Below are 26,779 nucleotides of genomic sequence, written 5' to 3'. Positions count from 1 at the left end.
TAACATTATAATCTATTTTCTATATTCTGCTCTGCCTTTTTAAAGACATTTCTTTTTTCCAACTAAATAATACGGGTACCACAAATAATGTAATCAGTGCAATGCTCATCCCTCCAAAAGAAGGTATTGCCATAGGTATCATTATATCACTACCTCGACCTGTAGATGTAAGTATTGGTAATAGTGCTAATAAAGTGGTGGCTGTAGTCATCAAACACGGACGAATACGTTTTTTACCAGCTTCAATCACTGATGCTCTTACATCATCCTTAGATTCGGGCTTGTTTTTATCAAAAATCTGGTTAAGATATGTGGCCATGATAACCCCATCATCTGTTGCTATACCAAATAGTGCAATAAAACCAACCCACAATGCCACACTTAAGTTAATGGTATGCATCTGAAAAAGGTCTCTAAAGTTTTCGCCAAAGAAATCAATATTTAAGAACCAATGTTGCCCATAGCACCAAATCATTAAAAATCCACCAGCAAAGGCAACCGAAATACCAATAAATATAATTAATGAAGTTGTAACCGAACGAAACTGAAAATACAATATCAAGAAAATAATGATCAATACTAGAGGAATGACAATGCTTAATGTTTTTTCGGCTCTAAGTTGATTTTCATAGGTACCAGTAAATTGATAGCTGATTCCATTAGGTACAGTTAATTGGCCGTTATCAATATATTTTTTAATCAGTGCTTGAGCGTTTTCAACCACATCAATCTCGGCGTACTCTTCTAATTTATCAAACAAAACGTAACCAACAAGAAATGTATCTTCGCTTTTAATCGCTTGTGGTCCCTGTTCATACCGAATATTAGCCAATTCTGCTAAAGGAACAGAATTACCATTCTCGACAGGAACATAGATATTGTTTAATTCAGTTGGATTAGCCCGAAGTTCTCTTGGGTACCGTACTCGCACGGTGTAACGCTCTCTTCCTTCTACAGTTTGTGTAAGAGGCATACCTCCAATAGCTACTTGTAAAATATCTTGAACACTTTGTATTGATATACCATATCGCATTAGCTTTTCACGATCTATATCAATTAACAGGTAAGGTTTTCCTACAATTCGTTCTGCAAAAACGGCTTCACTTTTTACACCTTCGGCTTGTTTGATAATAGTTTCTAATTGTATTCCAAAAGCTTCTATCTGTTTTAGATTTTGACCTTTCACCTTAATTCCCATAGGTGCTCTCATGCCCGTTTGAAGCATTATTAATCGGGTTTCTATAGGTTGTAATTTGGGAGCAGAAGTTACTCCGGGTATTCTGGTCGCCTTACTAATTTCATCCCAAATATCATCTGGGTTTTTAATTCCTGGTCTCCAATTACGGTAAAACTCGCCATCATCATCTACAATTAAATTTGTATTATCAACCTGAAATTCTTCTGTATTAAAAGTACTACTGCTGTTAGCATTATTTGGATTAGCAACCAAACTGCCATCTTTTAGTACAAACAATCCATCATTGTTTACCTTGTATCGTTGCCGAACGCCTTTTTTGTTAAGCATATATTCTGGTCTGTATAAGATGATATTTTCATACATGGATAAAGGTGCAGGATCAAGAGCAGATTCTGTTCTACCTGCTTTTCCGACTACAGTACTAATCTCTGGAATCATAGCTACGGCCATATCTAATTGCCGTAAAACCCTTTTATTTTCTTCGATACCTGCATGGGGCATAGAGGTTGGCATTAAGAGAAAAGATCCTTCATTTAGCGAGGGCATGAATTCTTTTCCGGTGTTTTTCATAATCGAAAACCCTAGAATCACAATAGTAGTTGGCAACAACAGAAATAGTAATTTATTTTGTAATGCCCATGCTAGCATCCTCGTATAATACCTTTGGAAATATCCAAAAACCACGAGTAACCCTAAACAGATCATTGCTACAAAAATCAAATTCCAAAAAACATTTTTATCTGCACCAAGAGGTCGCCAATATTCTGCCAATAAAACTATAATGGCAATTACTGAAATAATTATATTGATACGATTAGAACGCTTAGTAGAGAGTATATTTCTCAACCAAAGAATTTTAGTTACTCCAAACGAGATTAAAACTAAACTTAACCATGACCCGTAAAAAGCAGTGATAATACCTAAACCTATCAAAATACTATTGATAATATAACTCATCGATGATCTAAGACTTCTCTTTTTGAAAAGAAAAGCAGCAAACGGAGGAATAAGAAACAATGTTACTAGTATCGATGCGATAAGTGCCATAGTTTTAGTAAATGCTAATGGCCTAAAAAGTTTTCCTTCGGCACCTATCATAGTAAAAACAGGAATGAAACTTATTATGGTAGTCAGTACAGCTGTAAGTATGGCTCCAGAAACCTCAATCGTTGCATTGTATACCACTGTGTTAATCGGTAGGTTTTCTTCATTATCATCAAGGTGCCTAATAATATTTTCTGATACAATTATCCCAACATCTACCATAGTCCCTATGGCAATGGCAATACCAGATAATGCCACTATATTAGCATCAACATTAAACATTTTCATACTTATAAATGTCATCAATATAGCGACAGGAAGTAAACCCGAAATAAGTATTGACGCCCGAAGATTAAATACCATAACGAATACAACCAGAATGGTAATCAATATTTCTAAAGTAAGGGCTTCATTAAGTGTACCTAATGTCTCCTGGATAAGTTCTGTTCGATCATAAAACGGAACAATCGTCAATTGAGATGTACGGCCATCGGATAGTTTTTTTGAAGGTAATCCGAGACTAAGTTTATTTATTTTATCTTTTACATTCGTTATTACTTCCATAGGGTTTGCCCCATAACGAGCAACCACCACTCCGCCTACTACTTCTGCCCCCTCTTTATCAAGGATACCTCTTCTATTTGCCGGTCCGAGTGTTACCTTGGCAATATCTTTAATACGAATAGAGGTAAATTCTTCAGAAGTTATTACTGCGTTCTCAATATCGGCTATAGATTTTATATACCCCAGCCCTCGCACCATGTATTCTACCTGATTAATTTCTAAGGTCTGTGCACCAATATCCTGATTAGATTGTTTAATAGCTTTGGTAACATCAGTCAAGCCGATGTTATATTGTCGCATTAATTCAGGATGCACATCAACATGATACTCTTGAACATATCCGCCAATAGAAGCAACTTCAGAAACACCACTTGCTGAAGATAAAGCGTGCTTCACATAGTAATCCTGAATACTTCGTAATTCGTGTAAATCCCAACCACCAGTTACATTTCCGTGTTCATCTCGTCCTTCAAGTGTATACCAAAATATCTGGCCTAATCCAGTTGCATCCGGACCAAGAGTTGGATGTACTCCCTCTGGTATTAATCCAGATGGTAGAGAGTTTAGTTTTTCCAGAATACGACTGCGGCTCCAGTAAAATTCTATATTCTCCTCAAAAATAATGTAGATACTAGAAAAACCAAACATCGATGAGCTTCGCACCGTTTTTACTCCGGGAACACCTAATAATGATGTGGTTAATGGATATGTAATCTGATCTTCTATATCCTGCGGTGAACGACCCTCCCACTTCGTAAAGACAATTTGTTGGTTTTCGCCAATATCAGGAATAGCATCTACTGCGACAGCATACCCTGGTAAGATATCCGATCCCCAACTAAATGGAGCATTTATGATACCCCATCCTACAAATACAAGAAGTATTAAAAAAGATACCAGTTTGTTTTCTATGAGAAATTTGATGCTTTTGTTTAGCATATAGTCTAATCATTAATAATTAATAAAAGATAATGTTGCTGAATAATGAACAACAGCTTTAGCCCCAATGAAATGTCATTCGGCTTTCTTTAATTATTAAATCAATCAAATAAGAAAAGTCTCGTGTAATACTTGAATATCTTTGACAAGAAGAGGAGGTGGATACTCCTTAAAAGGAACACTATTTTCTTTAAGTCCTTCAAATAGATTTGTATAAGAAGTATACAATGAAACAACAAAGATTTGTTGTGTTAATGTAAGTTTATCAAACGAAATTTTAAGCTCATCCTGGCCTTCAAATGTTAACTGCTTGTCGGTACAACACCCTTTTTTCATAATAAGGTCTTCCGAAGAACTTAATGACTGTTGCATTTCCATTCCACAAGTTTTTGCTTCTTTAAATAATGCAACATCGACCACAGTTTTTCCACAATAATGCATATTGAATGTAAATGACATTGTAGAAAATAAAACTACAAAGGACATCAAAAGAGCCAATATGTTGTGGAAATATTTTTTCATGAATACAGCAAAATTAATGAAAAATTAATAGAATTGTCTTTTACTTAAACAATAAAGGTCATCTTTTTGAGAAAAACATCTCATTTACAACACTTTTATCAATTATAATTCATGAAATGATTTGTCATTATGAATCATACTGTCTTTAGAGTACACCTACTAAAAAAAGAATTATGAGATTAATTGTTTAATGAATAGTTAATTGTTTTGTTAAAACATAAATAAACTCCTTATATTTATCTTCAAATATTCAAAAACTAACATTTCACATTAATGAAGTCATTGTAAAATGGCTTTTATGCCTTCCGAAAAGGCCATAGAGTACCCGAAAAGAATCATAGGACCACACTATGAAGATTTTCAAAATAGTTATTAGTACGGTAAAATGTTAAATACAAATCATTATAAATGAAAAAAAGTTCTATTTACATAGGTATTATTTGCCTTTTTTTATGTGTCGGTTGTGCCAAAGAAAAAAAATCAGACAAAGAAACCATTACTATTGGAAACAAGAAAGAAGAAAAAGGAGTTGAATCTTCAAAAACGTCTTCTGTTCCTGTACAATTAGATAATAAGGGTATTGGTCCTATAAAATCTTTAACTTTTGCAGATCACATTGATCAAGATTTGGCCTCTAAAGGAGAACAGCTTTTTACATCTAAATGTGTAGCCTGTCATAAAGCATCGAAAAAATTTATTGGCCCACCTATGGTTGGTATATATAAAAAACGTAGCCCAGAATGGGTAATGAATATGATTATGAACCCAGATGAAATGCTAAAAAAAGATCCAGTAGCTATAGCACTACTTAAAGAGTATAATAATACTATAATGCTAAATCAAAATATCTCTGAAGAAGAAGCTAGGGCTATGGCAGAATGGTTTAGAACTCTGGAATAATCTAATATTAAATTCACAAATCATCGTAAATTATGCAAAAAGAACCGCAATATGATGCCATCGTAGTTGGCACAGGAATCAGTGGTGGATGGGCAGCCAAAGAACTATGCGAAAAGGGGTTAAAAACTCTGGTCTTAGAACGAGGTAGAATGGTTAGACACATTGAAGACTACACAACTATGAATGACGATCCATGGGATTCTGAATTTAAAGGTCAGCCAACACGAAAAGAAGTACTCGAACAAGAAAAACAAAATCGAACAGGATATGTTACCGGTACAGAACATCGACATTTCTTTGTAAATGACCTAAAACACCCTTACAACGAAACCAAGCGATTTGATTGGATTCGAGGATATCACGTTGGTGGGCGATCTCTAATGTGGGGGAGACAGAGTTATCGATTAGCCGACATTGATTTTGAAGCGAATAAAAAAGAAGGCGTAGCAGTAGACTGGCCTGTACGCTATAAAGATATAGCGCCTTGGTATGATAAAGTAGAAGAGTTTATTGGTGTTAGTGGTGAGAAATTGGGATTAGAACAATTACCCGATGGACAATTTCTCCCACCTATGGAATTAAATTGTGTTGAGGATCATCTAAAATCAAATATTGCAGAAAACTATGAGGATAGAGTAATGACCATTGGTAGAACGGCACATATAACCGGCACAAAAACTTTTGAAGGGCGTATGAACTGTCAATATCGTAATCGATGTATGCGAGGATGCCCATTTGGAGCTTATTTTAGCAGTAACTCCTCTACTCTTCCTGCAGCAGAACGCACCGGTAATATGACATTAAGACCTAATTCTATTGTACATCAAGTAGTTTATGACGACAAAACCGGAAAGGCCACTGGTGTAAAAGTAATTGATACTGAAACTAAAGAAACGCATGAATATACTGCAAAAATCATCTTTCTATGTGCTTCGGCAATAGCTTCCGCTAGTATTCTTATGCAATCCAAATCAGAACGATTCCCCAACGGAATGGGTAATGATTCGGGAGAGTTAGGCCATAATATTATGGATCATCACTTCAAGGCTGGAGCTTTTGCCAATTTTGATGGATTCGAAGATAAGTACTACAAAGGTAGAAGACCAAATGGACTTTATATTCCCAGATTTAGAAATATAGGAGGAGAAACAGATCAAAAAAGTTTTAAACGCGGCTATGGATATCAAGGCGGAGCTAGTCGACAAGACTGGAGAGAAACCGTTGCAGAATTAGGATACGGAGCAGAATTAAAAGAAAGCATCCTAAAACCCGGAAAATGGCAAATTGGGTTAATGGGATTTGGAGAATGTCTTCCGTATCATGATAATAAAATGACTTTGGATTATGAAAAGTTAGATGAATGGGGATTACCTACCATAACATTTGACGCAGAGTTTAAAGAAAATGAATTGGAAATGCGAAAAGATATGATTGCCCAGGCCATGGAAATGTTGAAAAAAGCCGGCTTCAAAAATATCGAACCATGGGATGATATTGGTGCCCCAGGATTAGGTATTCATGAAATGGGGACTGCCAGAATGGGTAAAGATCCAAAAACATCTGTACTAAATGAACATAATCAAATTCATGCAGTACCTAATGTGTATGTAACCGATGGTTCTTTTATGACATCGGCCAGTTGTGTGAATCCATCTCTTTCTTATATGGCATTTACAGCCCGAGCTGCAGAACATGCTGCGAAACAAATTAAAAAAAACGCTTAATTCTATAATTATGATGAACAGAAGAGAGGCCTTAAAAAACATCGGATTATCAGCGGGGTATATTGCTGCTACTCCTGCGATTCTAACTATTTTACATAGCTGTACTGCCGAGATAAAACTAAACTGGATTCCAGAATTACTTTCTGAGGACGAAGCAAAAGTATTAGATCAACTCGTAGATCTTATCATCCCAGAAACCGATATCCCTGGTGCTAAATCCCTTAACGTAGCTATGTTTACCGAAAAATACATGAATCAGGTGGCTAAAGAAGAAGACGCCGGTATGTTTAAAAAAGTAGCTGGTATGGTTCTTAATGAACTAGGTATTAATGAAGATAAACCGGTAAAGAAGGTGAAAATTGAAGAATATGATGCTTTACTAACGACATATCTTAAGTCATCAAAAGAACAACAAAAAGCATATCAGGAAGAAATGGGACAAATGAAAAACCCAGAGGATTTTGAGGCTATATCAAAAGAAGCTAAAATCTTTCTATTCTTATCCACCGTAAGAGACCTTTCTATTTGGGGGTTTAAAACCAGCGAAGAAATAGGAGAAAACGTACTCGCATATGCACCAGTACCTGGCCAGCAAATAGGATGCGATTCTTTAGAAAAACTAACCGGCGGAAAAGCCTGGTCATTATAACCTTATACGATAAACAATTATGCAAAAAACCATCATAACGGGGCTTATTCTGATGCTAATTTTAGGATCATGCAAAAAGAATGTTTCTCAAAATTCTGAACCTCAAAAAGAAGAATCTTCCATGGAAACACCTCCTGAAGAAACCAAACCATTTTTTAAACTCTCATTGGCTCAATGGTCACTTCATAAAATGATACAGGCTGGCGAAATGAGTCCTATAGATTTTGCTAAAAAAGCCGATGAACTAGGTTTTGAAGGCATTGAATACGTAAGTCAATTATATACCGATGAGCTAAAAAAGGATCCTAACCCACAAAAAGCAATGCAAATACTTTTAGAAACTTTAAAAACTAAAAGTGAAGAACATAATATCCAGAATTTAATCATCATGGTAGATGGTGAAGGAGATTTAGCTGTACTTGATGAAAAAGAACGAAATGATGCCGTAGAAAACCACAAAAAGTGGGTAGATGCCGCGCAGTTTTTAGGATGCCACTCTATTCGAGTAAATCTCTTTGGTACCAATGATCCTAAACAATGGATTGATGTTGCAACAGATGGCCTTGGTAAACTATCTGATTATGCTGCTACAAAAGGGGTTAACGTTATTGTAGAAAATCATGGGTATTTATCCTCTAATGCTTCGTTATTAGTAGAGGTAATGAAAAAAGTAAATAAACCTAATTGCGGAACATTACCTGATTTTGGTAATTTTTGCCTAGAGCGTGAAGGTGGTGCTCGTTGGGAGGCAAAATGCATTAAAGAATATCCAAAGTATCAAGGAGTACAAGAAATGATGGGGTATGCAAAAGCAGTAAGTGCAAAATCTTATGATTTTGATACAGAAGGAAATGAAACCACAATAGACTATAAAAAGATGCTCGACATCATTAAAAAATCCGGGTATGATGGCTTTATTGGTGTAGAATATGAAGGTGAACGCCTTAATGAAATAGAAGGCATCACTGCCACTCGTGATTTATTAATTAGTGCTGCAAAACAACTTAATTAACCAATACACTTTTTATGAAGACTATAACTCAGGTCCAGCTCTCTTTAATGATGTTTTTAGAATTTTTCATTTGGGGAGGTTGGTTTGTAACCATGGGTATTTACTTACCCAATACACTTAATACAAGTGGAGGTGAAATTGCAATGGCATACTCCACCCAGTCCTGGGGAGCCATTATTGCTCCTTTTATTATTGGTTTGATCGCAGATCGTTTTTTTAATGCTGAAAAAATCCTTGGACTACTGCACCTTTTTGGCGCATTTTTAATGTATCAAATGGCAAATGCTACAGATTTCTCTTCATTTTATCCTTATGTTCTTGGCTACATGATTGCCTATATGCCAACACTAGCACTGGTAAATTCTGTAAGTTTCAATCAGCTTTCGGATCCTTCAAAACAATTTCCGCTTATCCGTGTTTGGGGAACTATTGGTTGGATCATAGCTGGATTAGTCATTAGTTATATTTTTCATTGGGATTCTAAAGAGGGAGTTACTAACGGGTTGTTAAAAAATACATTTTTAATGACAGCGATCGCATCTGCGATACTTGGGGTTTTTAGTTTCACGTTACCAAAAACACCTCCAAAAATTAGCAAAGATCAAAAGATTAGTATTTCGGATATATTAGGTCTGGATGCGCTAAAACTTTTAAAAGATCGAAACTTCTTATTCTTTTTTCTAGCTTCGATATTAATTTGCATACCATTAGCTTTCTATTATCAGCACGCAGGTCAGTTTTTAGGTGAAATCGGAATCTCAAATCCAGCCGCAAAAATGACCATAGGTCAAGCATCAGAGGTAGTTTTTATGCTTCTACTCCCCTTTTTCTTTAAGAAATTTGGTTTCAAGAAGACATTATTGGTAGGGATGATCGCATGGACACTTCGCTATTTATTATTTGCCTACGGTAATTCTGGAGAACTTGCTTTTATGATTATCACTGGGATTGCTCTGCATGGTATTTGTTATGATTTTTTCTTTGTATCGGGACAAATTTATACCGATAGTAAGGCCGGAGAAAAGTTTAAAAGTGCGGCTCAAGGGTTAATTACATTAGCCACTTACGGTTTAGGAATGTTAATCGGTTTTTATGTTGCCGGAAAAATTACGGATGCAAATTTAGTTTCAGATGGGCAACACGATTGGAATAGCATTTGGATTTTTCCAGCCATCTTTGCAGCAGCGGTGATGCTACTTTTTGCTGTATTCTTCAAAAATGAAAAAATAGAATATAAAGAATAATCAATATGACTCGACTAAAAATGGGAATGATCGGTGGAGGAATTGGTTCTTTCATCGGAGATGTACACCGAAAAGCAGCTAGTATCGATGGATTGGTGGCACTAGTTTGTGGTGCATTTTCTAGCAGTACCGAGAAAAGTATCGCTTCCGCGGAAGCGTTAGGTATTTCAAAACAAAGAGCATACGGAAGTTTTGAACAAATGATCAAAGAAGAAGCTAAACTTCCCGAAGGAGAGCGTATGGATTTTGTCTCCATTGTAACCCCGAATCACATGCACTTTCCTCCCGCAAAAATGGCATTGGAATATGGTTTTCATGTGATTTGCGATAAACCAATGACCCTTACGCTAGAAGAAGCTATTGACTTAGAGAAAATCGTACAATCATCTGGAAAAGTTTTTGCGTTAACGCATAATTATACGGGATATCCCATGGTAAAGCAAGCAAAAGCAATGATCACCAAAGGGGATTTGGGAACTATTCGTAAGATCAATGTACACTATCTACAAGGTTGGTTAGCCACTTCTGTTGAGAAAACGGGGCAAAAACAAGCAGCTTGGCGGGTAGACCCTAAAAAATCTGGAATTGGGGGTGCTTTAGGCGATATTGGTACCCATGCAGAAAACCTGGTAGAATATATATCAGGAGTTCGAATTGAAGAGCTCGCTGCAGATCTTTCTGCTTTTGGAGATGGAAGAACCCTTGATGACGATGGCAATATTTTACTTCGTTTTGAAAACGGAGCTAAAGGAATGATGACATTTTCGCAAATTGCCACCGGTGAAGAAAATAATCTGGGAGTAAAAATCTATGGTACCAAAGGAAGTTTGGAATGGCACCAGGAGAATCCTAATGAATTAGTAGTTCGTTGGTTAGATCAGCCTAAACAAGTATTTACTCCAGGTGGAAATGGTGGCTATCCTGAAGCTTCAGAATATGTGCGTATTCCTGCCGGACATCCAGAAGGATATTTAGAAGGTTTTGCAACCATCTATAGAAGTTTTGCCAAAGAATTACATCAAATAAACTCTGGAAACGCTCCTTCATCTCAATTTGATTTTCCAACAGCCAAAGATGGAGTGCGAGGAATGAAATTTATTTATGCTGCTGTAGAAAGTAGTAAAAACAATGCAAGTTGGACAAAAATATAAAAGTGGTGAGTGCAGGAGTGGTGAGTAATTAAGTTTGCCATGTTAGATAAGAATTTACAAAATTTCAAAATAATTATGTATACTCATAAACGCCAATACTCAAAAAATCAAAAACTAATAAAATGAAAACCATTAAAGGCCCTGCTGTATTTCTAGCCCAGTTTATGGATGATAAAGCTCCGTTTAATTCTTTGGAAGGATTGTGCAAATGGGCATCTGATCTTGGGTATAAAGGCATACAAATACCCACCTGGGAAACTCGATTAATCGATCTTGATATGGCTGCCGAAAGTCAAACGTATTGTGATGAATTAAAAGGTAAAATTGCAAATTACGGATTAGAAATCACAGAACTCTCTACACATTTACAAGGGCAATTAGTAGCTGTGCATCCCGCCTATGATATTATGTTTGATAACTTTGCGCCCGATGATTGTAAGAACAATCCAAAAAAACGCACAGAATGGGCCATACGACAGGTAAAAAATGCAGCTACAGCTAGTCAGAGATTAGGAATAAACGTACATGCCACATTTTCTGGGGCCTTGCTTTGGCATACCATGCATCCCTGGCCACAACGACCTGCTGGTTTAGTAGAAATGGGATTTGAAGAATTAGCAAAAAGATGGCTACCTATTCTTAACCATTTCGATGAAAAGGGGGTTGATGTTTGTTATGAAATTCACCCTGGTGAAGATCTTCATGATGGCGTGACTTTTGAGCGATTTTTAGAAGCTACCGGTAATCATAAAAGAGTAAACATCTTATATGACCCCAGCCATTTTGTATTGCAACAGTTAGATTATATTGAATATATAGACCATTATCATGAATTTATTAAAGCTTTTCATGTGAAAGATTCAGAATTTAACCCTACCGGTAAGAAAGGAGTCTTTGGAGGCTACAGTGATTGGATTGACCGCGCTGGTCGATATCGTTCTCCCGGGGATGGCCAAATAGATTTTAAAACTATTTTTTCGAAGCTTACAGAATACGGATGCGATGTTTGGGCAGTAATGGAATGGGAATGTTGTATCAAATCTCCCGAACAAGGTGCCCGTGAAGGTGCTCCTTTTATTCAAAATCATATTATTGAAGCGACTCAAAAAGCATTTGATGACTTTGCCGGAGCAGAGATAGATAAAGAACAATTAAAAAAAATATTAGGATTATAACGACCAATTAAAAAACACCACTATGAAAATTATTGTTTACCTCTTTTTGATTTTAACCATTACGTATTCTTGCAAAGAAAAAACCGAAACTAATAGAATTGAAGAAGAAGAGAAAAAAGAAGAAATTATAACCACACCAGAAAAGGAAGTTACCGACCCTAAAGAAACTGAAGTTTGGGAGCCAGAACCAAAAGTAGTTACATTTAATGAAAACAATATACCCTCTGACGCCATAGTATTATTTGATGGATCCCATTTAGAAACATGGATGTCGGCCAAAGATTCTACTGCTGCATCATGGACTATTAATCCAGATCAAACGATGACTGTAAAACCAGGAACGGGAGATATACAAACTAGACAAAATTTTGGAAGTGTACAATTGCATTTAGAATGGAGCGCCCCTGATGTACTAGAAGGAGAAGGACAAGGACGTGGTAATAGTGGAGTTTTCTTTCAAAACAAATATGAAGTACAGATTTTAGACAGCTATCAAAACCAAACCTATGCTAACGGTCAGGCTACATCTATTTATAAACAACATATTCCTTTAGTAAATGCCACTAAAGCACCTGATCAATGGCAAACTTATGATATTATTTTTCATGCTCCGGAATTTGATGCTGAAGGTAAAAAAATTAAATCCGGAAGCTTCACTGTGATTCATAATGGAGTCTTAGTACAAGATCATGTTGAAATATTAGGATCCACAGAATATATTGGTCCTCCAAAAAATGAAGCACATGGTAAAGGCCCTATTAAGTTGCAGGATCACGGCAATCTGGTACAATACCGTAAAATATGGATTAGGGAATTATAATTAGAATGTCAAACAAAATCATATGGATAATGATTATTGCTGCTGCAATAACCATAATCGGTTTGATTACCGGATGGTATTTTTTTGTTCTGATACTAGTACCTCTTGGATTTATTTTTAGAAAAAAGAAGTAGTTTTTACATATTCATGAATAACTTTAATGTTCGATTATACTATTCGATAACTAATTTCCTCACTTGACTAGCTGATGAAGTCTCTAATAGAATGAAATATATCCCAGAAGCCAACGAAGACATATCATAATCAAAACTATACGTTTTGCCCCCTTCTCCTTTTCGCGAATCTATAAGGGCATTGTTAATCATATTAAAGACTTTCAAATTAATTGATTGCACCTTAGATAAATCAACATCTACTTTAAACTTCCCTCCGGTATTTGGATTCGGATATACTTTATATTCAATAAAGCTTTGAATCTCTTCAACACTTCCGTCTTCTCCTTCTGTACCTTCAAATTCTTTATCAAGAACAATAACCTTTTTGGTAGTTAAAGCACTACATAGCCCGATATTGGTTTGTAATGTAATCTCATACTCTCCCGGAATATCAAATATTAATTCTGCATAGTGTTCGTCCTCATACGTTACAGTAGCTTCTTTTGGGAAAATCCAATCTATAGATTCTGGTACAGGGTCGCTATTATCTACAATAACAAATTCTTCTCCTGAAAATACCTGAGTAGAGGCTATAAAGTTAGCAGAAATAACATCTGAAGTTGTATCTACAAATATATTATCTCTGGCCTCGCACCCCTTAGAATCAATAACCAATACTTCATAAACATTGGAATCCTTAACTTCTATACTTGATGATGTACTACTAAACCCATTCGTTGTAGTCCAAAGATAAGTAGCATTGGGATCATCGACTGTTGCATCAAGTATTGCAGTCTGGTCTTTACATAATGTAATATCTTCTCCAAGATCAACTATAAACTCTTCGGGGTCATTGAGAACAATCTTTTTCTTGATTTGACATCCCTTTATGTCTGTTATAGTAGCAACATAAGTACCTGAACAAATAGTATTTAAATCTTTTGTGGTGCTTCCATTACTCCATTGGTACGTATATGGTGGCGTTCCTCCTTCTGTTTCTAGAAAAATAGCACCATCACAACCACCGTAACATGTAGGAATATTTAATGATTCTCTAACAATTAAAGCATCCGGAGGACTAACAGTGATTTGATCACTAGCTCTACAACCTCTTGCATCTATTATTTCCAAACTATATGTTCCAGCGACTACATTTTCTAATCTATCACTAGTTTTACCATTGTTCCATACATAACGATATGGAGCAGTTCCTCCATTTATTTGAGGAGTTATTGTCCAATCGGCTGCATCACCGCAATTAATAAAATCTGCACTCAATTCTAGCTCAAGGGCAAGTGGCTGATTAAGATCAAACACTTCACTAGGTACACTTTTACTAACGGCATCTGTAACCACTACATAATAATTACCTGCAGCAATCCCTTCTAATAAGAAACTATCTCCACCGGTAATAGTATTTGTATCGGCATCAAACCATTGATAGTTATATTGTTTAGAAGAATTAAAAGGTACTCCTCCTACAACTATTGCACTTAAACTACCTGTACTAGTTCCAAAACAGGAAATTACATTCACCTGCTCGATGGTTACTTCTAAAGCAGGAGGTTCGAATAGATCTACATCATCAATTTCTAAGGTACAATCATTGGCATCTGTAACGGTCAATGCGTACTTTTCGGCACCAATATTATCAAGAACATTAGTGGTTGAAGGTTGTACAACACCGTTAAAATCTCTCCACTCATAATCATAAGGAGGTGTTCCTCCTCCAATATTTACAGTAATTCTTCCGTCTCTAGCTCCGTTTGACGATGGATATACTCTAATAATATCGCCATTAATAAATAACCCTGGAGGTTGTTCTACTTCAATTTCTTTTTCAAATGTACAATCATTAGCATCTGTGACTATTATTGTATAGTTTCCTGCTCTAAGCGAAGATAAATCTTCAATAGTTTCACCATTACTCCAACTAAATGAATAAGGTTCAACACCACCCATAACCGTAATATCAATACGACCATTATCATCTCCTCTACACAATAAATGTGTTACATTTTCGCCAATATCAAGTTTGTCTGGCTCTGTTACCTCATATGTATCATCATCCTTATTTCCATTTTCATCGGTTACCACCACCACATATGTACCAACATTAACCGTTGTGGTTTCTGATGTTGTGAAAATTACTGTGTTTAAATCACTTTCTTCAAACCATTCGTAAGTATATGCCCCAACACCTCCTACAGTATTAGTAATTAATGGTACCAAAGTTTGTTCTCCAAAACATTGAATGCTATTATCTACAGATATTGGTTGAATTGTTACTATTAGTTGATTCGGTTCTGTTATTTCCTGAGTTATGGATGTAGTACAATCATTCTTATCGGTTACAATTAATCGATATCTTCCTATAGATAGTTGATTTATATCTTGATTTGAAGCGGTATATAAAGGATTATCGAGATCTGTCCAAGAATAATTATATGGTGGTGTACCACCTCTAACCTCTAAAGATATGCTACCGTTTTGAGTCTGGAATCCTGTTAAATTAACAGGGTTTACATCATAAATTTCTAAAATAGCATCTGGTTGCTCTATCACAACAGCTTGACTAAGTGATGTTGTACATAGGTTATCATCGATAACTACGACTTCATATGTACCTGCAGTTATATTTTGAAGATCTTCTGTAGTAGCTTTAAAAGTTGGATCGCCAACTTTTGTCCAGCTAAATGTATAAGGTAAGTACTCACCTGTATCTTCATCCTTAGGGCCTCCTACGACTGTGATATCAATTACTCCTGTTGCTTCTCCTCTACATTTTACATCAATTGGCGCACTAGTAAGCGTTACCACAAGATCATCAGGTTGTAAAAGATTAAATATTTTTTCTGCTGATGCTCCTTTACTATCATTTGTGACAACCTTATATGTTCCCGCAGATAAATTTTCGATATGATCAAGTGTGAGGTCAGTATTTATGGGAGTTTCTATCGTATTTTCAATTTGATACCATCTATATTCAAAGTCAGATGGAGAAGAATCTATTGGGTAACCTCCTGTAACCGTAGCGAGAAGTTCTCCCAAAGCATCATCATAACATAAAATCGGTACAGTTTCGCTAATGACCACCTTCATAGGAAGTGGTTCTTTTACTTCATAAGTGGCATCAACAATACAATCGTTTTCATCTTTTACAACCACTGTGTATACCCCAAATGATAAATTATCTATGTCCTTAGTCGTTCTGTTAAAAGTAGGGTCATTTAGTTTAGTCCATAAAAATGTTTTATTTCCTGTTCCGCCCATTACATCAATTGTAATGCTACCATCTGTCCCTCCTATTGTTGTTACATGCTCTAATGCTGCAGCTTGTGTAATTGTAATTTTAATAGGCTCTTCAATAGTTATTGTTTCAGGAATTGTAATTTCACGATTGCCATTATCGCGTAACCACACTTCATATGTACCATCAACCAATCCTTCTATAGTAAGATTAGTGAGGTCATTTTCTGAAATATAGTTTAGCTTATTATCAATAGAAAAAGAATATGGCCTTGTTCCTCCTTGTGGGTTTAAAATGATTTTTCCATCATTTCCATCAAAACAGGATACATTACTCTTTGATACAGATAAGCTTAATGGATCAATAATTGTAATTATAGTAGAGGCAGTACGACAATCATTATTGTCAACAACAGTTGCTACGTACTCTCCTGCAAAAAGACCATTAATCGATACTCCTGTGTTAGGGATTAAAACTCCATCTTTTTGCCAAGTAACAGTATACCCTGGTGTACCCCCAATAATATCAATCGTTATTGCACCTGTCGAACCCCCAAGAATAGTATTATCCGTAGTAGAAATGTTGTCAATAGTTAATGCTAGATCTGGCTCATTGACAGTTACAATATCTACAACCATGAATTCACATGATTTAGCATCTCTAATATACAAGTATTCAGACATTTTACTGTCTACAGTAATATCCCAAATATTGCTGTTATTTGTTACATCTGTATAATTGCCTATTACACCTAAGCGATAACTATAAGGAGGTGTTCCTCCCGTTGCGGTTACTGTTATTTTTCCATTTTCACCTTTACATTTAATATGCTCAACACTTACATCAGTGACTCTAACCTGAGTAGGATTATCTATAGTTTTATTACCAACAGCATAGGAAGCCGGAACAGTAAAATCTGTTCTTGAATCCCCTACTGTAACAATATAATCGCCAGGTTCTAAGTCATTAACTGGGTTACTTGTTCTAGAAAATGAATTATCTCCAACTTTTGTCCATTTAAAATTATAATTTCCATTTCCACCCGTAATCACAGCTCTAAGACTACCATTATTACCGTTAAAACAATCTACTGATTGATCAATTATTATATCTTCTATCGTAATTGCATCTGTATCAGTAAGTATAACTTTTGTAGCAAAGGTATCACTACAACCATTATCATCTGTTATTTTTATAGTGTACTCCCCTTTAATCAAACCATTTAATGTTGTACTACTATTACTAGTAGTCTCTGATTTTTGCAGCGAGCTTCCGAGAAAAGCTTCATATGTAAAAGGAGGCCTAGCCGTGGTACCCGTTTTAAGTATCACATCAATAGCACCATTTGAAGCCCCAGGGTATGATGGGTTCTCATTTATTGAAGCCGATTGTATTTTTATTGTGTTTGCTGGCTTTGAAATACTAATATTCGTGTCGGTAGGGTTTTGCCCTGTACCTTCGCAGGAATCTGTCCCATTAGTTAGTCTTACATTAATGATGTAATTTTTTTCTGAATCCAGATTTGAAAACGTGTAGGTATTATTAGTATCTGGTATAGGCGATTTCCAACCTGTATTTAAACCACCGGTAAGCGCAAACTGATATTTTCCGCCAGGTAATGTTCCTCCAGAAGCGGTTACTTTAATACTTCCCGTTCCGTCTGCACATATAGGTTGTGTATCATCAGAGGTAAATTTTACAGGTGTAGGTGCTTTGATTTCAAAATCATGTATAAATTGAGCACAAAATGGAGTTTGATCTACATCGTCTTTTTCGTAACCCGATACAATAAGTCTATATTCGCCAGCAGTTAAATCTGCTGTTAGGGCGGATACCCATGTATATCTATACGTACTTGGATTTACTTCTACAAAACTTTGAATCCCAACATTCGCATCCTTAACCTCATAGTCACCGGTTTGATTTTTCTTTTCTAAGGTAATATCGATTCTTTCATTTGGATATATCTGTCTATCAAGATATAATTCGATTTCACCCACCTGGCTATCTGAACATTTTGGTTGTATTACATCTACTTTTGTAACTACCGGTGGTTCGGGAAGATAGATCACCGACATTTCTCCATAATCAAAACAACCTGGACCAAACCTCACTCTTATATTTTTGTTTATTGCTTGTTCTCTATCGGCGGCATTAGGATACAAATCATTTAGTAATAAATCTATATTAGACTGACCTCTTTTATTTGTAATTTCTTTCCAACCATCAAAAGGAACAATTTCTGTCAAGGGCCCCGAATATGCAGCGAGTTCATCTTGAGCTCTTCTAAGCCTAACCCGAAAAAATCTACAATTAGCTCCAGGCTCTTCCAAACAATCCGCTAAATCCTGTATAGCATCTTCTACTGCTTGTTTTAATCTGGTTAATTCTCTTGCTTCGATTTCTTTTGTTCCAATGGTATCAAAATACTCCCATCGATATATATCATCAGGAGTAGCAAATCCATCAGTTGCAAAAATATTAACAGAACCAGTTACACAGACTGTATACGGACTTGTAACACCATCATAAGATAAACCTGTATTTGGATACACTGCGATATTTGCCCAACCAGGGAATGATCCATGTACATCTGCTGCGGCATATCGTGTATCAGAACAAAAACCATTAACTGGAACGGTTAACCTAGTGTGCTTTCTTTTACAATCTATTTTGTCTTTTCTTCTTTTAGTATAAAATTCAACACCCGTTACCGGATTTGAATCATCATAAACATATGTAGCCGCATAGTTGTCATTGGCAAGGCCTGAAGGGTTATCTATGATTATTTTTTCGGTTCCGTCTGCAAAAAAGAGAGTTACCGACATGAGACCTCTACTACTTCCACAAGAACTTCCTGCCATACCGATATACCCTTTTACTTCAATTGTATAGTCCTGTGCATATATACCAGATGAAATAAATAGTACTATAAAAACAAGTAATAACTTCTTCATATATTCTCCTTTAATATTGTACTTCTATTTTTTTAATGGGAGACTTAGCTCCTGAATTAAATGTTGCTTGCAACAGATAGGTGTATTTTGTGTTTACCCTTAAATTTTGATCAACAAACTGATTCTTATTACTATTAAACACTTTGTAAAGCGTTGGTTTTTGTTCTTCTTCTGCCTTATATAATGCAAATTCTGTAACATCATTCGCTTTATATTTCCAACTCAATGAGATCTTTTTTTCTTCGCGATTAACCAAAGCAGCAAATTTATCGATCTCAGGCTTTAGCTTATTATCTGGTAAACTAATTACCAATGGTGTCACTGGTTCTGATTCTAACCCCGACTCATCAATGGTAACAAGAGTATATAAATAAACAACTCCCGATTTGGCAGTAGTATCTTTAAAACTATTATCAGGTAAATTAGTTTCTGCTACCAATTCCCAAGGTGTGTCCTCTCCTTTTTCTTTCCTATATACTAGTGTTTTTATAGCGTCATGGCTAGTGCTAGTAATCCAATACAACTCTACAACATCTTGATCTGCTTTAAATGATTTAAAGACAGGTTTTGTTGGTGGAACTACATCTGGTTTTTTAAGCATTAATACTTCTGAAAAGCCTGAAGGATTATATCGTTTATCAAAAGCTTGGATTTTATAGTATACTTTTGGATTTAGTGTCTTAATATTTATAGTGTCTACAATTTTATTTTGTGAGATTGTACGAAAAGTAATCTGTGTAAATTCTTCATTTTCTAAGTTTGCTCTAAACACCCGGTATCCTAAAAAATCTATCTCTGTATTTTGTTGCCAGTTTAATTGCACAATTCCCGTAGAGTCAATTACTCCAGTTAATCCAACAGGAGTAATTGGTGGAGTATCATCTACCGGCTGTATCATTTTAGGGAAAGAAACTCGCTTACCTCCATTAACACCAACTGCAGTAATTGTAAAATAATTAATGGCATTAAGATTAGAATACTCTATGCTACGCTTATCTTTAGAAATATTAGAAACAACAGTGCTAAAATTTCCTTTGATTACGTCTGATCGGTTTAACTCAAAATGATCAATAGATGTTAATCCTTCTTCGGGAAATTCCCAGGTAATTATAGCACTACTATTATCCAGTAATAGTTTAGCCTCTGTTATTGCAGGGTTGTGTTGTAAGGGTTTTTTACCAGAGCCTGAAATTACTTCAGATGGTGGACCTATTTCACCAAAGGGTGATACACCTTTTAATCGATAATAATACTCTTTATTATTTTGCGGAAGACTATCAATATAAAACATACGATTCGAGGGGTTCTTCTCGCGTTCATTTAAATTAACAATGGGCACGTCTTCTAATGCCTTATAGGTATTTCCATCATCAGATCGCTCAATAATATAATTGTTAAACTGTCTTTTTAATAAGGTGAAATTCCAGCTTAGCATCACATTTTTATCATTAAATACACCAACAAAATCCTGTGGTTCTGGTAATGATTTGTAATCTGACAACCCCAAATATACCCCTCCAGATTTGACATCTAATTTTTCTTTTGGTATTGCTGTACTTATGCTATACAGATAACGTTCATTAGGTTTAACATCGGTATCCACATATGCTAATCCAGAATATTTTGCTACTTCATAATCCTGATCAGCGGCAAAAAGCGCAAAAGAAAAACGCTGTTCTAAAGCTTGTGCCAGGTTAATAATATTCAAAATCCCGTTTCCTCCCTCTTGCAACTCAACCTCAAAGTCTTCACCATAAATTGCTTGTGCTGCAATTGCGGCATTATCATTATTTTCTACAAAATTCTCCCATTGCATCATAGGTTTTGGTAGTATAGGAGTGGATGTGATTTTTTTTACAATAGGCTCTTTCAGAATTTCTTCTCCAATCGCTATTGTTTTTCGCTCTATAGTATATCCGTATTGGTTAACATATTTCCAGGCGAGAGGCGTATTCACTGCCCAACGCAACATAATAGCATCTTTGGTTACAGTACCTATAACTTTTACCTCCGGAATTTCTTCACCAATAGGATCCTGAGCCAACATATGAATTGGTATAAGAGTTAGTATCACCACAAAGGTGTATATGTAGTTTAACTGCTTACTCATATAATGGATTTGTATATTTCACAATATCACTACTTCCGTTTCTGATCTGTCCAGGTAAAACATATTGTAGTTTGGTCTTATATTTTCCTTTCTTCATTAATGGAAAAGGTTCTATTATTAGATCGCGATACTTTTCTATCTCTTCCCAAGGAAGATCAGAACTAACTAATTGATACCTTAGATCAACATAATCCTGATGATAGTAATGAGTAAGATTATATCGATATGGATTATACAAACTTATCTCTCCTGTAAGATCATTTTCTAAGTAGGTTAAATACCATGATAGAGGTTCTACACCTTCTAGTGGTGGTACTCCAACTTTACTAATATCTCTGGTTACTGAAAAAGTATTTTCTAAAGGATACTTTTGATATAACAGCGGATAAATCTGATTTTGGTAGTACGAATTATCAGGAATAGCCGTAGCCACAACAAGTGGTGAATGTGCAGTATATTTATTTCCTACTAATTCTGCCAGCTCAAAAGGTTCGAGAGGGTCTATGGTCGTTAGCAACGTTAATCCATACGGATAAGTAACATGCTTATACAAATCGTTATTACCTTTCATGGCATTCAACTTTTTCTCAAAAGTGGTATACTGACTTGTACCAAAACCAAAAGTTAATAATTCTCTTTCTTCTCCTTTAATGGCAACTTCTTCAATCTTTTTTGAACGAACTTCGACCTCATTCCCTGTATCCTCGCCTCCTATGTCCTTTGATTTATAAGATTCAGTAACATTATCGAAAGTATTATCATTCTCTGGAACCAAGCTAATTTGAACTGTATAGTCTGTTTGGGTAGCTATATTTTCTGGAACACTAAAAGTAATTTGTTTTTTAGCAGCATTGTACCCAAAACTCTTGGTCAATATTGTTCCTGCCTCGCCATTCATCGTCATAGTTTTGTTCCAGGTTGGTACTGCATCAAATAAATAGGATTGACCTCGTTTTAAATTGATATATCCAGTACCGTATTCTTTAATAAAGAAATTCTTTTGACCTAATGTTGGATACATATAAGCAACATTGCTTAATGGTATGGTTTTAGGAGCTTCTCCTGTAGTAAAATTGACTTCTTTGATTTCGGTTGCTACTTTACCATCCTCCATTATGGTTTCCCATTTGCCATCTATAAATTCTTCAAAATGCAATTGTACAAATGCCTTTAGACTTGCATTAGGGGGTAAAATCTCATGAGAATAAAAGATTGCATTATCATTTCTGTCGTTCCATTCTACATCGCCAATAATTGTTTCTCCTTCTTTGGTAACTTCGAACGTATCCATAAAAATGCGATACTTCCGATCTCCGGTATCATCGGGCAACTCGAATATTTTGTTTATTTGCAGATTAAATGCTACTTGTGGTGCCGCAAAAACATCTACTTCTGTAGATCCTTCATTAGGCGACATATCTCCAATCACCACAATCCCGTCTAAGGCACTTCCTCCGATAATTTCGCATTTATCTCCCAGTTCTACCTTAAACCTAAACCGACCTTTGATCAATCCTCCTAAAATACTATAACGGCCTCCCAGATATCCTCTAAACCACGCAGGATTTGGAAGTCGGGCTTGCATGAGTAAGGCTCCTCCTCCTTTAAAAACAGTAAATTTCTTTCTTTTACCGAATAGTTTGACTTTTAATCCTACTTCTCCCTGTAAATATGCATATGACTGCCCATTGGCATACCAACCATTTAATCCAATCTGTTCTGATGATCCTTTACAATGTGCATCTCCATAATCCTTTAGCATGATATCAAAACCTAATCCTGCATCAAAACGCGCATAAAAAATAAGGAATTTCAGATCTCCTGTGGTCACACTAAAATGTGATCCAAAGGCCATTCCTTTGCCCGATTCTAACATGTTAAGGTCCCGCATATAATCCAGTTTTGAAACATCTACTCCCAAAATCTGCGCTACAATATCTGGTGGTGGTGGGCTACCTGGTAAATTATCACCGGTCATGAAATAACCGTCTGTTCTTAATTTTATAATTCCTAGATTTAGAGCAATACCAATAGGATCGTTAGGAGTACCAATTAAAATATGCCACTCATCAGGTCCTACATAAAAATCCATCCATCCTGCGCGACCTTTTGGGCCAACCCCTTCTAGGATACTAAAAAGGTTTACATACACTTCTGAAGTAGCATGGAACGTATCATTTACAAAATCAAAACCTATAAACACATCTGCGGTTATTGCTCCATCTGGATTAAACTCTGGCAATCCTGATTCGCCATCACTAGCAATACCTGCTAATTGTTCATCTAGTACGTCATAAAAGTCAACTGGTAATTTTGCAATAAGTCTACCGTGTCCTTTTAAATATATTTCTTGTAATCCACCCGATTTAAGAAATGCCATACCAAACTCTACAGTTGCATTAAAAAGATCTGGTGATCCTTGAGTAATAATCCCTACCGAGGCTTTCATCCCAAAACCATTTTCATTAAAAGGTTCATAGATTACTCCAGAGATTGAAGCTCCGATCTCATTATAGGCTGCGTTATCTTGATTGGTTGCACCTGCCATTTTCATGTGATTATAGAAACCACCTCCAAATTTATTCATAGCAAAGCCAGGAAAAACAGGTATTCCGTTAGGTAAAGTAACCTCTGCATCTGCAAACCAATACCTAAAATCTGTTGTACGTCCAAATAATGCTTTAGCTTCAACTTCAAATTTTACTCCTGTTGTAAATTTTGCTCCCACTGCTCCTGCAAAACCAGTACCATAGGTAGTATCCTCTTCGAAAATAAAGATGGCACCTTTAAGTTCCATTCCAGCAACTTCCATCTGGATAAAAACACGTTCGAGATCTATTCCATCATATTTCCAGTGATCTCTGCCATCACTATCATCAAGAACACCGTTAATGACTAATTTTGCACCGCCACCGTTACCACCATCACTCTCTGAGGTAAGATTGATATTAAAGTCAAAAACTAATTCTGCTTTGGTATCTGATGGAGTTCTAAGTGCTATTTCATTTATTGTAGCCGGAAAATTAGCAAGTTTCATCTCACCTTGGTATCCAAAGTAGGAAACCGAAAACTTTGGTGATTCTGTTTGCAATAGCATATTTTCAAATACTATTCCTTTAAAATCAACTGTCTTATCTTTTGATTCTGATGATTTGTTTTCTTCTTTTTTTAACCCGGATTGAATACTAACTGATCCGTTAAGGTTAGCTTTGGGCATGAATTTATCATCCTTAACTTTCATTTCTATATAAGAATCTTCGGTCAAAGAAACCTGAGCATTCCACACATCAAATTCTATTGCTTTGGCGCTGGTTACTCTAAAGCTATATTCATCAGGTTGAATAATTGCATTATATTTCAGGCTATCTAATTGAGAAACCGGTAATCTTATTTGCCCGTTAAATTCTCCTGCTTTTATTTTATTGGCTTCTATATCCAATAAAAAATGGTCTAATGAAAAATCCCAACCAGAAGCTGTTCCTTCATCAAGTGTAAATATATTATCACCTGTAAACTTACCCGTTACCCCTTGACCATCAATAATCATATCGGTAGCTCCAAAAGCCACTCGATTATCGCTATTTCTTTTACCAAAGGCTTTGGGTAAAATAACTTCGAGAGATTTGATATATACACCTCTCCATAATTCTTTATTTTCGGTATAATATTTATCAAGGTATGATGATGGTGTATCGGGATCATTACGTATATCGCTAAAATCAAAAATGGCTGTATTTAACCTGAATGTAGTGCCTTCTAATCCTTTAACTCCAAACTCTGGTAAATCGAGGTTTACCACCATATCATTCCAATCACTGGCTACGATTTTAAAATCACTTTCTACATAACCATTTTTCTCTTTACCATCTTCATCTACAGGAAATAGTAACCCATTTGTAAATTTTAAATTAGCATCAATCCCTAATTCTTTAAACCCAGAACAATCCATTAGAGCATAAGTTCCAGGATTTTCGAAATCACCTTTTAAGGTAAGCAACATTGCACCACTGTTAAGATTAACAGTAAACTGTGAAATTAAATTTAACTTAGCGTCTCCTATAATTCCTCCATCACGAGATAATTTGATATTGGAGGCCCCTAGAATCAGTACATTTTTTTCTTCTTTAGTAGTAGTTTGACTTGTGGTCTCTGTATTCTCTACATCTGTGCTTGTCGCCGTAGTGGTACTTGTAGAGGTTGTTCTTGGGAGTTCTACCTTAAGAAAAACGGTAAGTTCTGTGTATGCCGGTTTAAAAACCGCTTTAGCAATCCCAACGGTATAGGTTACATTACTAATTGTTTTCGGAGTAATAGCTACTGGCAATTCTCCTAAACTTTCTTCTTTTAGTAAATCTACATAGTTTTTGGTTACATCTAATGTACTAAATACGTTAGTGGCCATATCTAACCACTTCTTATTTTGTAACGACTCTGGCGTAGTAAACTGAAACCCTTCTTCTACCTCAAAACGTTTATTATATTTAGCTACAACAGGGGTGTCAAATCGTTCAAGTGATTTAAAATTTCTGAACGTTTTAATCGGTTTTGTTGCCACAATTTTCTTGTCCGAATTAGGATTTGTAGCAACGATACTATCAATAGGTTTAGTTTTTTCTATGGAAGCATCTATATTTTCATTGAATACCGGAACCAAAATATCTGTCGCAGACAAACTTGTTGCAAACAAAAAAACACATATATAAAGGGGTAATTGTAGAAGTTTGGTCATAGATTGGGGCTGGGATTAGCGGTGCAAAAATAAAAAAATTAACGTAATATTAACAATTCATTAGCTTAATTTTTAGAGTATTAGATTCTACTTACTGCATTAATAACTGAGTTTGATTAGTGACTTTTGATCAATATTATTTGACTTATATTGTCTATTAAGTAATACTGTACAAGTTTATTTAAAAAAAAACATAAAAAAGTCACGGTTTTCAGGGGTTTTTGAAACATTGATTTTTTGAATGTTTTTTACTCAAGATCAAACACTTCTATTTCTATAAATCGGTTAATTTTTGACAAAACAATTCTAGTCACTTTGACGTTATAAAACTACCTTAGCAAAAAAGAACAACTATGATTTTTCTTTGTTTGGCTTGTCTGAAATAATTAAGTATTTAATTGTTTTCTCAAATGTTATGGGCTCTTCCTCTGACTCATATATTTTGTATAAAAAACCTAGTTCTACTAATTTCGTCAAGTCTTCTACTCCATAACCATTCCATCCTGTAGGAATTTCATATCTATTATGAAGCATTTGACCCCCTATTTCTAATGATTGTGTTGGTAAATCATAAATCCATTCAGATTTAAACACCAATTCATCTGATTTAAGTTCTTTAGATGCTTTTATTAATTCACTTAAAAAAGCATTGCGTTGAGATTCGTCTAAAGCCAT

General features: G+C 35.6%; 14 protein-coding genes. 8 read left to right on the top strand and 6 right to left on the bottom strand.

Annotated elements, in window-relative coordinates:
- Positions 1-19 precede the first annotated feature (19 nt).
- Both ABW637_RS08955 and ABW637_RS08950 read right to left on the bottom strand, forming a co-directional pair.
- Entirely contained in the window at positions 20-3,745 is a 3,726-nt protein-coding gene (locus ABW637_RS08955; protein ID WP_367584319.1) for an efflux RND transporter permease subunit, read from the bottom strand.
- A gap of 105 nt (positions 3,746-3,850) precedes the next feature.
- Positions 3,851-4,267: an HYC_CC_PP family protein gene (locus ABW637_RS08950; RefSeq protein ID WP_367584318.1), complete on the bottom strand. Its 417-nt coding sequence runs from the start codon at positions 4,265-4,267 to the stop codon at positions 3,851-3,853.
- A gap of 408 nt (positions 4,268-4,675) precedes the next feature.
- Here ABW637_RS08950 and ABW637_RS08945 point away from each other — a divergent pair, with 408 nt between their 5' ends.
- From ABW637_RS08945 to ABW637_RS08910, 8 genes are all read left to right on the top strand, one after another.
- Positions 4,676-5,167 (top strand): c-type cytochrome, encoded by a 492-nt coding sequence (locus ABW637_RS08945; protein ID WP_367584317.1) that lies wholly within the window; start codon positions 4,676-4,678, stop codon positions 5,165-5,167.
- Positions 5,168-5,199: 32 nt separating this feature from the next.
- Entirely contained in the window at positions 5,200-6,891 is a 1,692-nt protein-coding gene (locus ABW637_RS08940; protein WP_367584316.1) for a GMC oxidoreductase, read from the top strand.
- Between the two features lie 10 nt (positions 6,892-6,901).
- Positions 6,902-7,540: a gluconate 2-dehydrogenase subunit 3 family protein gene (locus ABW637_RS08935; RefSeq protein ID WP_367584315.1), complete on the top strand. Its 639-nt coding sequence runs from the start codon at positions 6,902-6,904 to the stop codon at positions 7,538-7,540.
- A gap of 19 nt (positions 7,541-7,559) precedes the next feature.
- On the top strand, positions 7,560-8,552 hold the full coding sequence (locus ABW637_RS08930; protein ID WP_367584314.1) for a sugar phosphate isomerase/epimerase family protein: 993 nt from the start codon (positions 7,560-7,562) through the stop codon (positions 8,550-8,552).
- A gap of 14 nt (positions 8,553-8,566) precedes the next feature.
- The gene (locus ABW637_RS08925) at positions 8,567-9,796 is read left to right on the top strand and encodes a nucleoside permease (RefSeq protein WP_367584313.1); all 1,230 of its coding nucleotides are present in this window, start codon (positions 8,567-8,569) and stop codon (positions 9,794-9,796) included.
- 5 nt (positions 9,797-9,801) lie between these two features.
- The gene (locus ABW637_RS08920; RefSeq protein ID WP_367584312.1) at positions 9,802-10,947 is read left to right on the top strand and encodes a Gfo/Idh/MocA family protein; all 1,146 of its coding nucleotides are present in this window, start codon (positions 9,802-9,804) and stop codon (positions 10,945-10,947) included.
- A 122-nt stretch (positions 10,948-11,069) separates the two neighbouring features.
- Positions 11,070-12,122 carry a sugar phosphate isomerase/epimerase family protein gene (locus tag ABW637_RS08915; RefSeq protein ID WP_367584311.1) on the top strand — a complete coding sequence of 351 codons (1,053 nt, stop codon included), beginning with the start codon at positions 11,070-11,072 and terminating at the stop codon, positions 12,120-12,122.
- A gap of 22 nt (positions 12,123-12,144) precedes the next feature.
- The gene (locus ABW637_RS08910; protein WP_367584310.1) at positions 12,145-12,942 is read left to right on the top strand and encodes a 3-keto-disaccharide hydrolase; all 798 of its coding nucleotides are present in this window, start codon (positions 12,145-12,147) and stop codon (positions 12,940-12,942) included.
- Between the two features lie 173 nt (positions 12,943-13,115).
- Here ABW637_RS08910 and ABW637_RS08905 read toward each other — a convergent pair whose 3' ends face one another.
- The 4 genes from ABW637_RS08905 to ABW637_RS08890 form a co-directional block, all read right to left on the bottom strand.
- Entirely contained in the window at positions 13,116-19,265 is a 6,150-nt protein-coding gene (locus tag ABW637_RS08905) for a T9SS type A sorting domain-containing protein (protein ID WP_367584309.1), read from the bottom strand.
- Positions 19,266-19,275: 10 nt separating this feature from the next.
- Positions 19,276-21,375 (bottom strand): fibronectin type III domain-containing protein, encoded by a 2,100-nt coding sequence (locus ABW637_RS08900; protein ID WP_367584308.1) that lies wholly within the window; start codon positions 21,373-21,375, stop codon positions 19,276-19,278.
- Complete coding sequence (locus tag ABW637_RS08895; protein WP_367584307.1) at positions 21,368-26,104, bottom strand: hypothetical protein; 4,737 nt, start codon at positions 26,102-26,104, stop codon at positions 21,368-21,370. Before ABW637_RS08895 ends, ABW637_RS08900 begins: the two co-directional genes overlap by 8 nt.
- Before the next feature lie 351 nt (positions 26,105-26,455).
- Positions 26,456-26,779 (bottom strand): hypothetical protein, encoded by a 324-nt coding sequence (locus ABW637_RS08890; protein ID WP_367584306.1) that lies wholly within the window; start codon positions 26,777-26,779, stop codon positions 26,456-26,458.

The sequence above is a fragment of the Aquimarina penaris genome (assembly GCF_040786285.1).
In the GTDB taxonomy this organism is placed as follows: Bacteria; Bacteroidota; Bacteroidia; order Flavobacteriales; family Flavobacteriaceae; genus Aquimarina.
Note: the sequence above shows the minus strand (reverse complement) of the source record. Positions and strands in the feature narration are given on the sequence as shown.

Excerpts from the sequence above, each read along its gene's own strand:
- ABW637_RS08955 (WP_367584319.1), bottom strand. The coding sequence starts at position 3,745 with ATGCTAAACAAAAGCATCAAATTTCTCATAGAAAACAAACTGGTATCT.
- ABW637_RS08950 (WP_367584318.1), bottom strand. The coding sequence starts at position 4,267 with ATGAAAAAATATTTCCACAACATATTGGCTCTTTTGATGTCCTTTGTA.
- ABW637_RS08945 (WP_367584317.1), top strand. The coding sequence starts at position 4,676 with ATGAAAAAAAGTTCTATTTACATAGGTATTATTTGCCTTTTTTTATGT.
- ABW637_RS08940 (WP_367584316.1), top strand. The coding sequence starts at position 5,200 with ATGCAAAAAGAACCGCAATATGATGCCATCGTAGTTGGCACAGGAATC.
- ABW637_RS08935 (WP_367584315.1), top strand. The coding sequence starts at position 6,902 with ATGATGAACAGAAGAGAGGCCTTAAAAAACATCGGATTATCAGCGGGG.
- ABW637_RS08930 (WP_367584314.1), top strand. The coding sequence starts at position 7,560 with ATGCAAAAAACCATCATAACGGGGCTTATTCTGATGCTAATTTTAGGA.
- ABW637_RS08925 (WP_367584313.1), top strand. The coding sequence starts at position 8,567 with ATGAAGACTATAACTCAGGTCCAGCTCTCTTTAATGATGTTTTTAGAA.
- ABW637_RS08920 (WP_367584312.1), top strand. The coding sequence starts at position 9,802 with ATGACTCGACTAAAAATGGGAATGATCGGTGGAGGAATTGGTTCTTTC.
- ABW637_RS08915 (WP_367584311.1), top strand. The coding sequence starts at position 11,070 with ATGAAAACCATTAAAGGCCCTGCTGTATTTCTAGCCCAGTTTATGGAT.
- ABW637_RS08910 (WP_367584310.1), top strand. The coding sequence starts at position 12,145 with ATGAAAATTATTGTTTACCTCTTTTTGATTTTAACCATTACGTATTCT.
- ABW637_RS08905 (WP_367584309.1), bottom strand. The coding sequence starts at position 19,265 with ATGAAGAAGTTATTACTTGTTTTTATAGTACTATTTATTTCATCTGGT.
- ABW637_RS08900 (WP_367584308.1), bottom strand. The coding sequence starts at position 21,375 with ATGAGTAAGCAGTTAAACTACATATACACCTTTGTGGTGATACTAACT.
- ABW637_RS08895 (WP_367584307.1), bottom strand. The coding sequence starts at position 26,104 with ATGACCAAACTTCTACAATTACCCCTTTATATATGTGTTTTTTTGTTT.
- ABW637_RS08890 (WP_367584306.1), bottom strand. The coding sequence starts at position 26,779 with ATGGCTTTAGACGAATCTCAACGCAATGCTTTTTTAAGTGAATTAATA.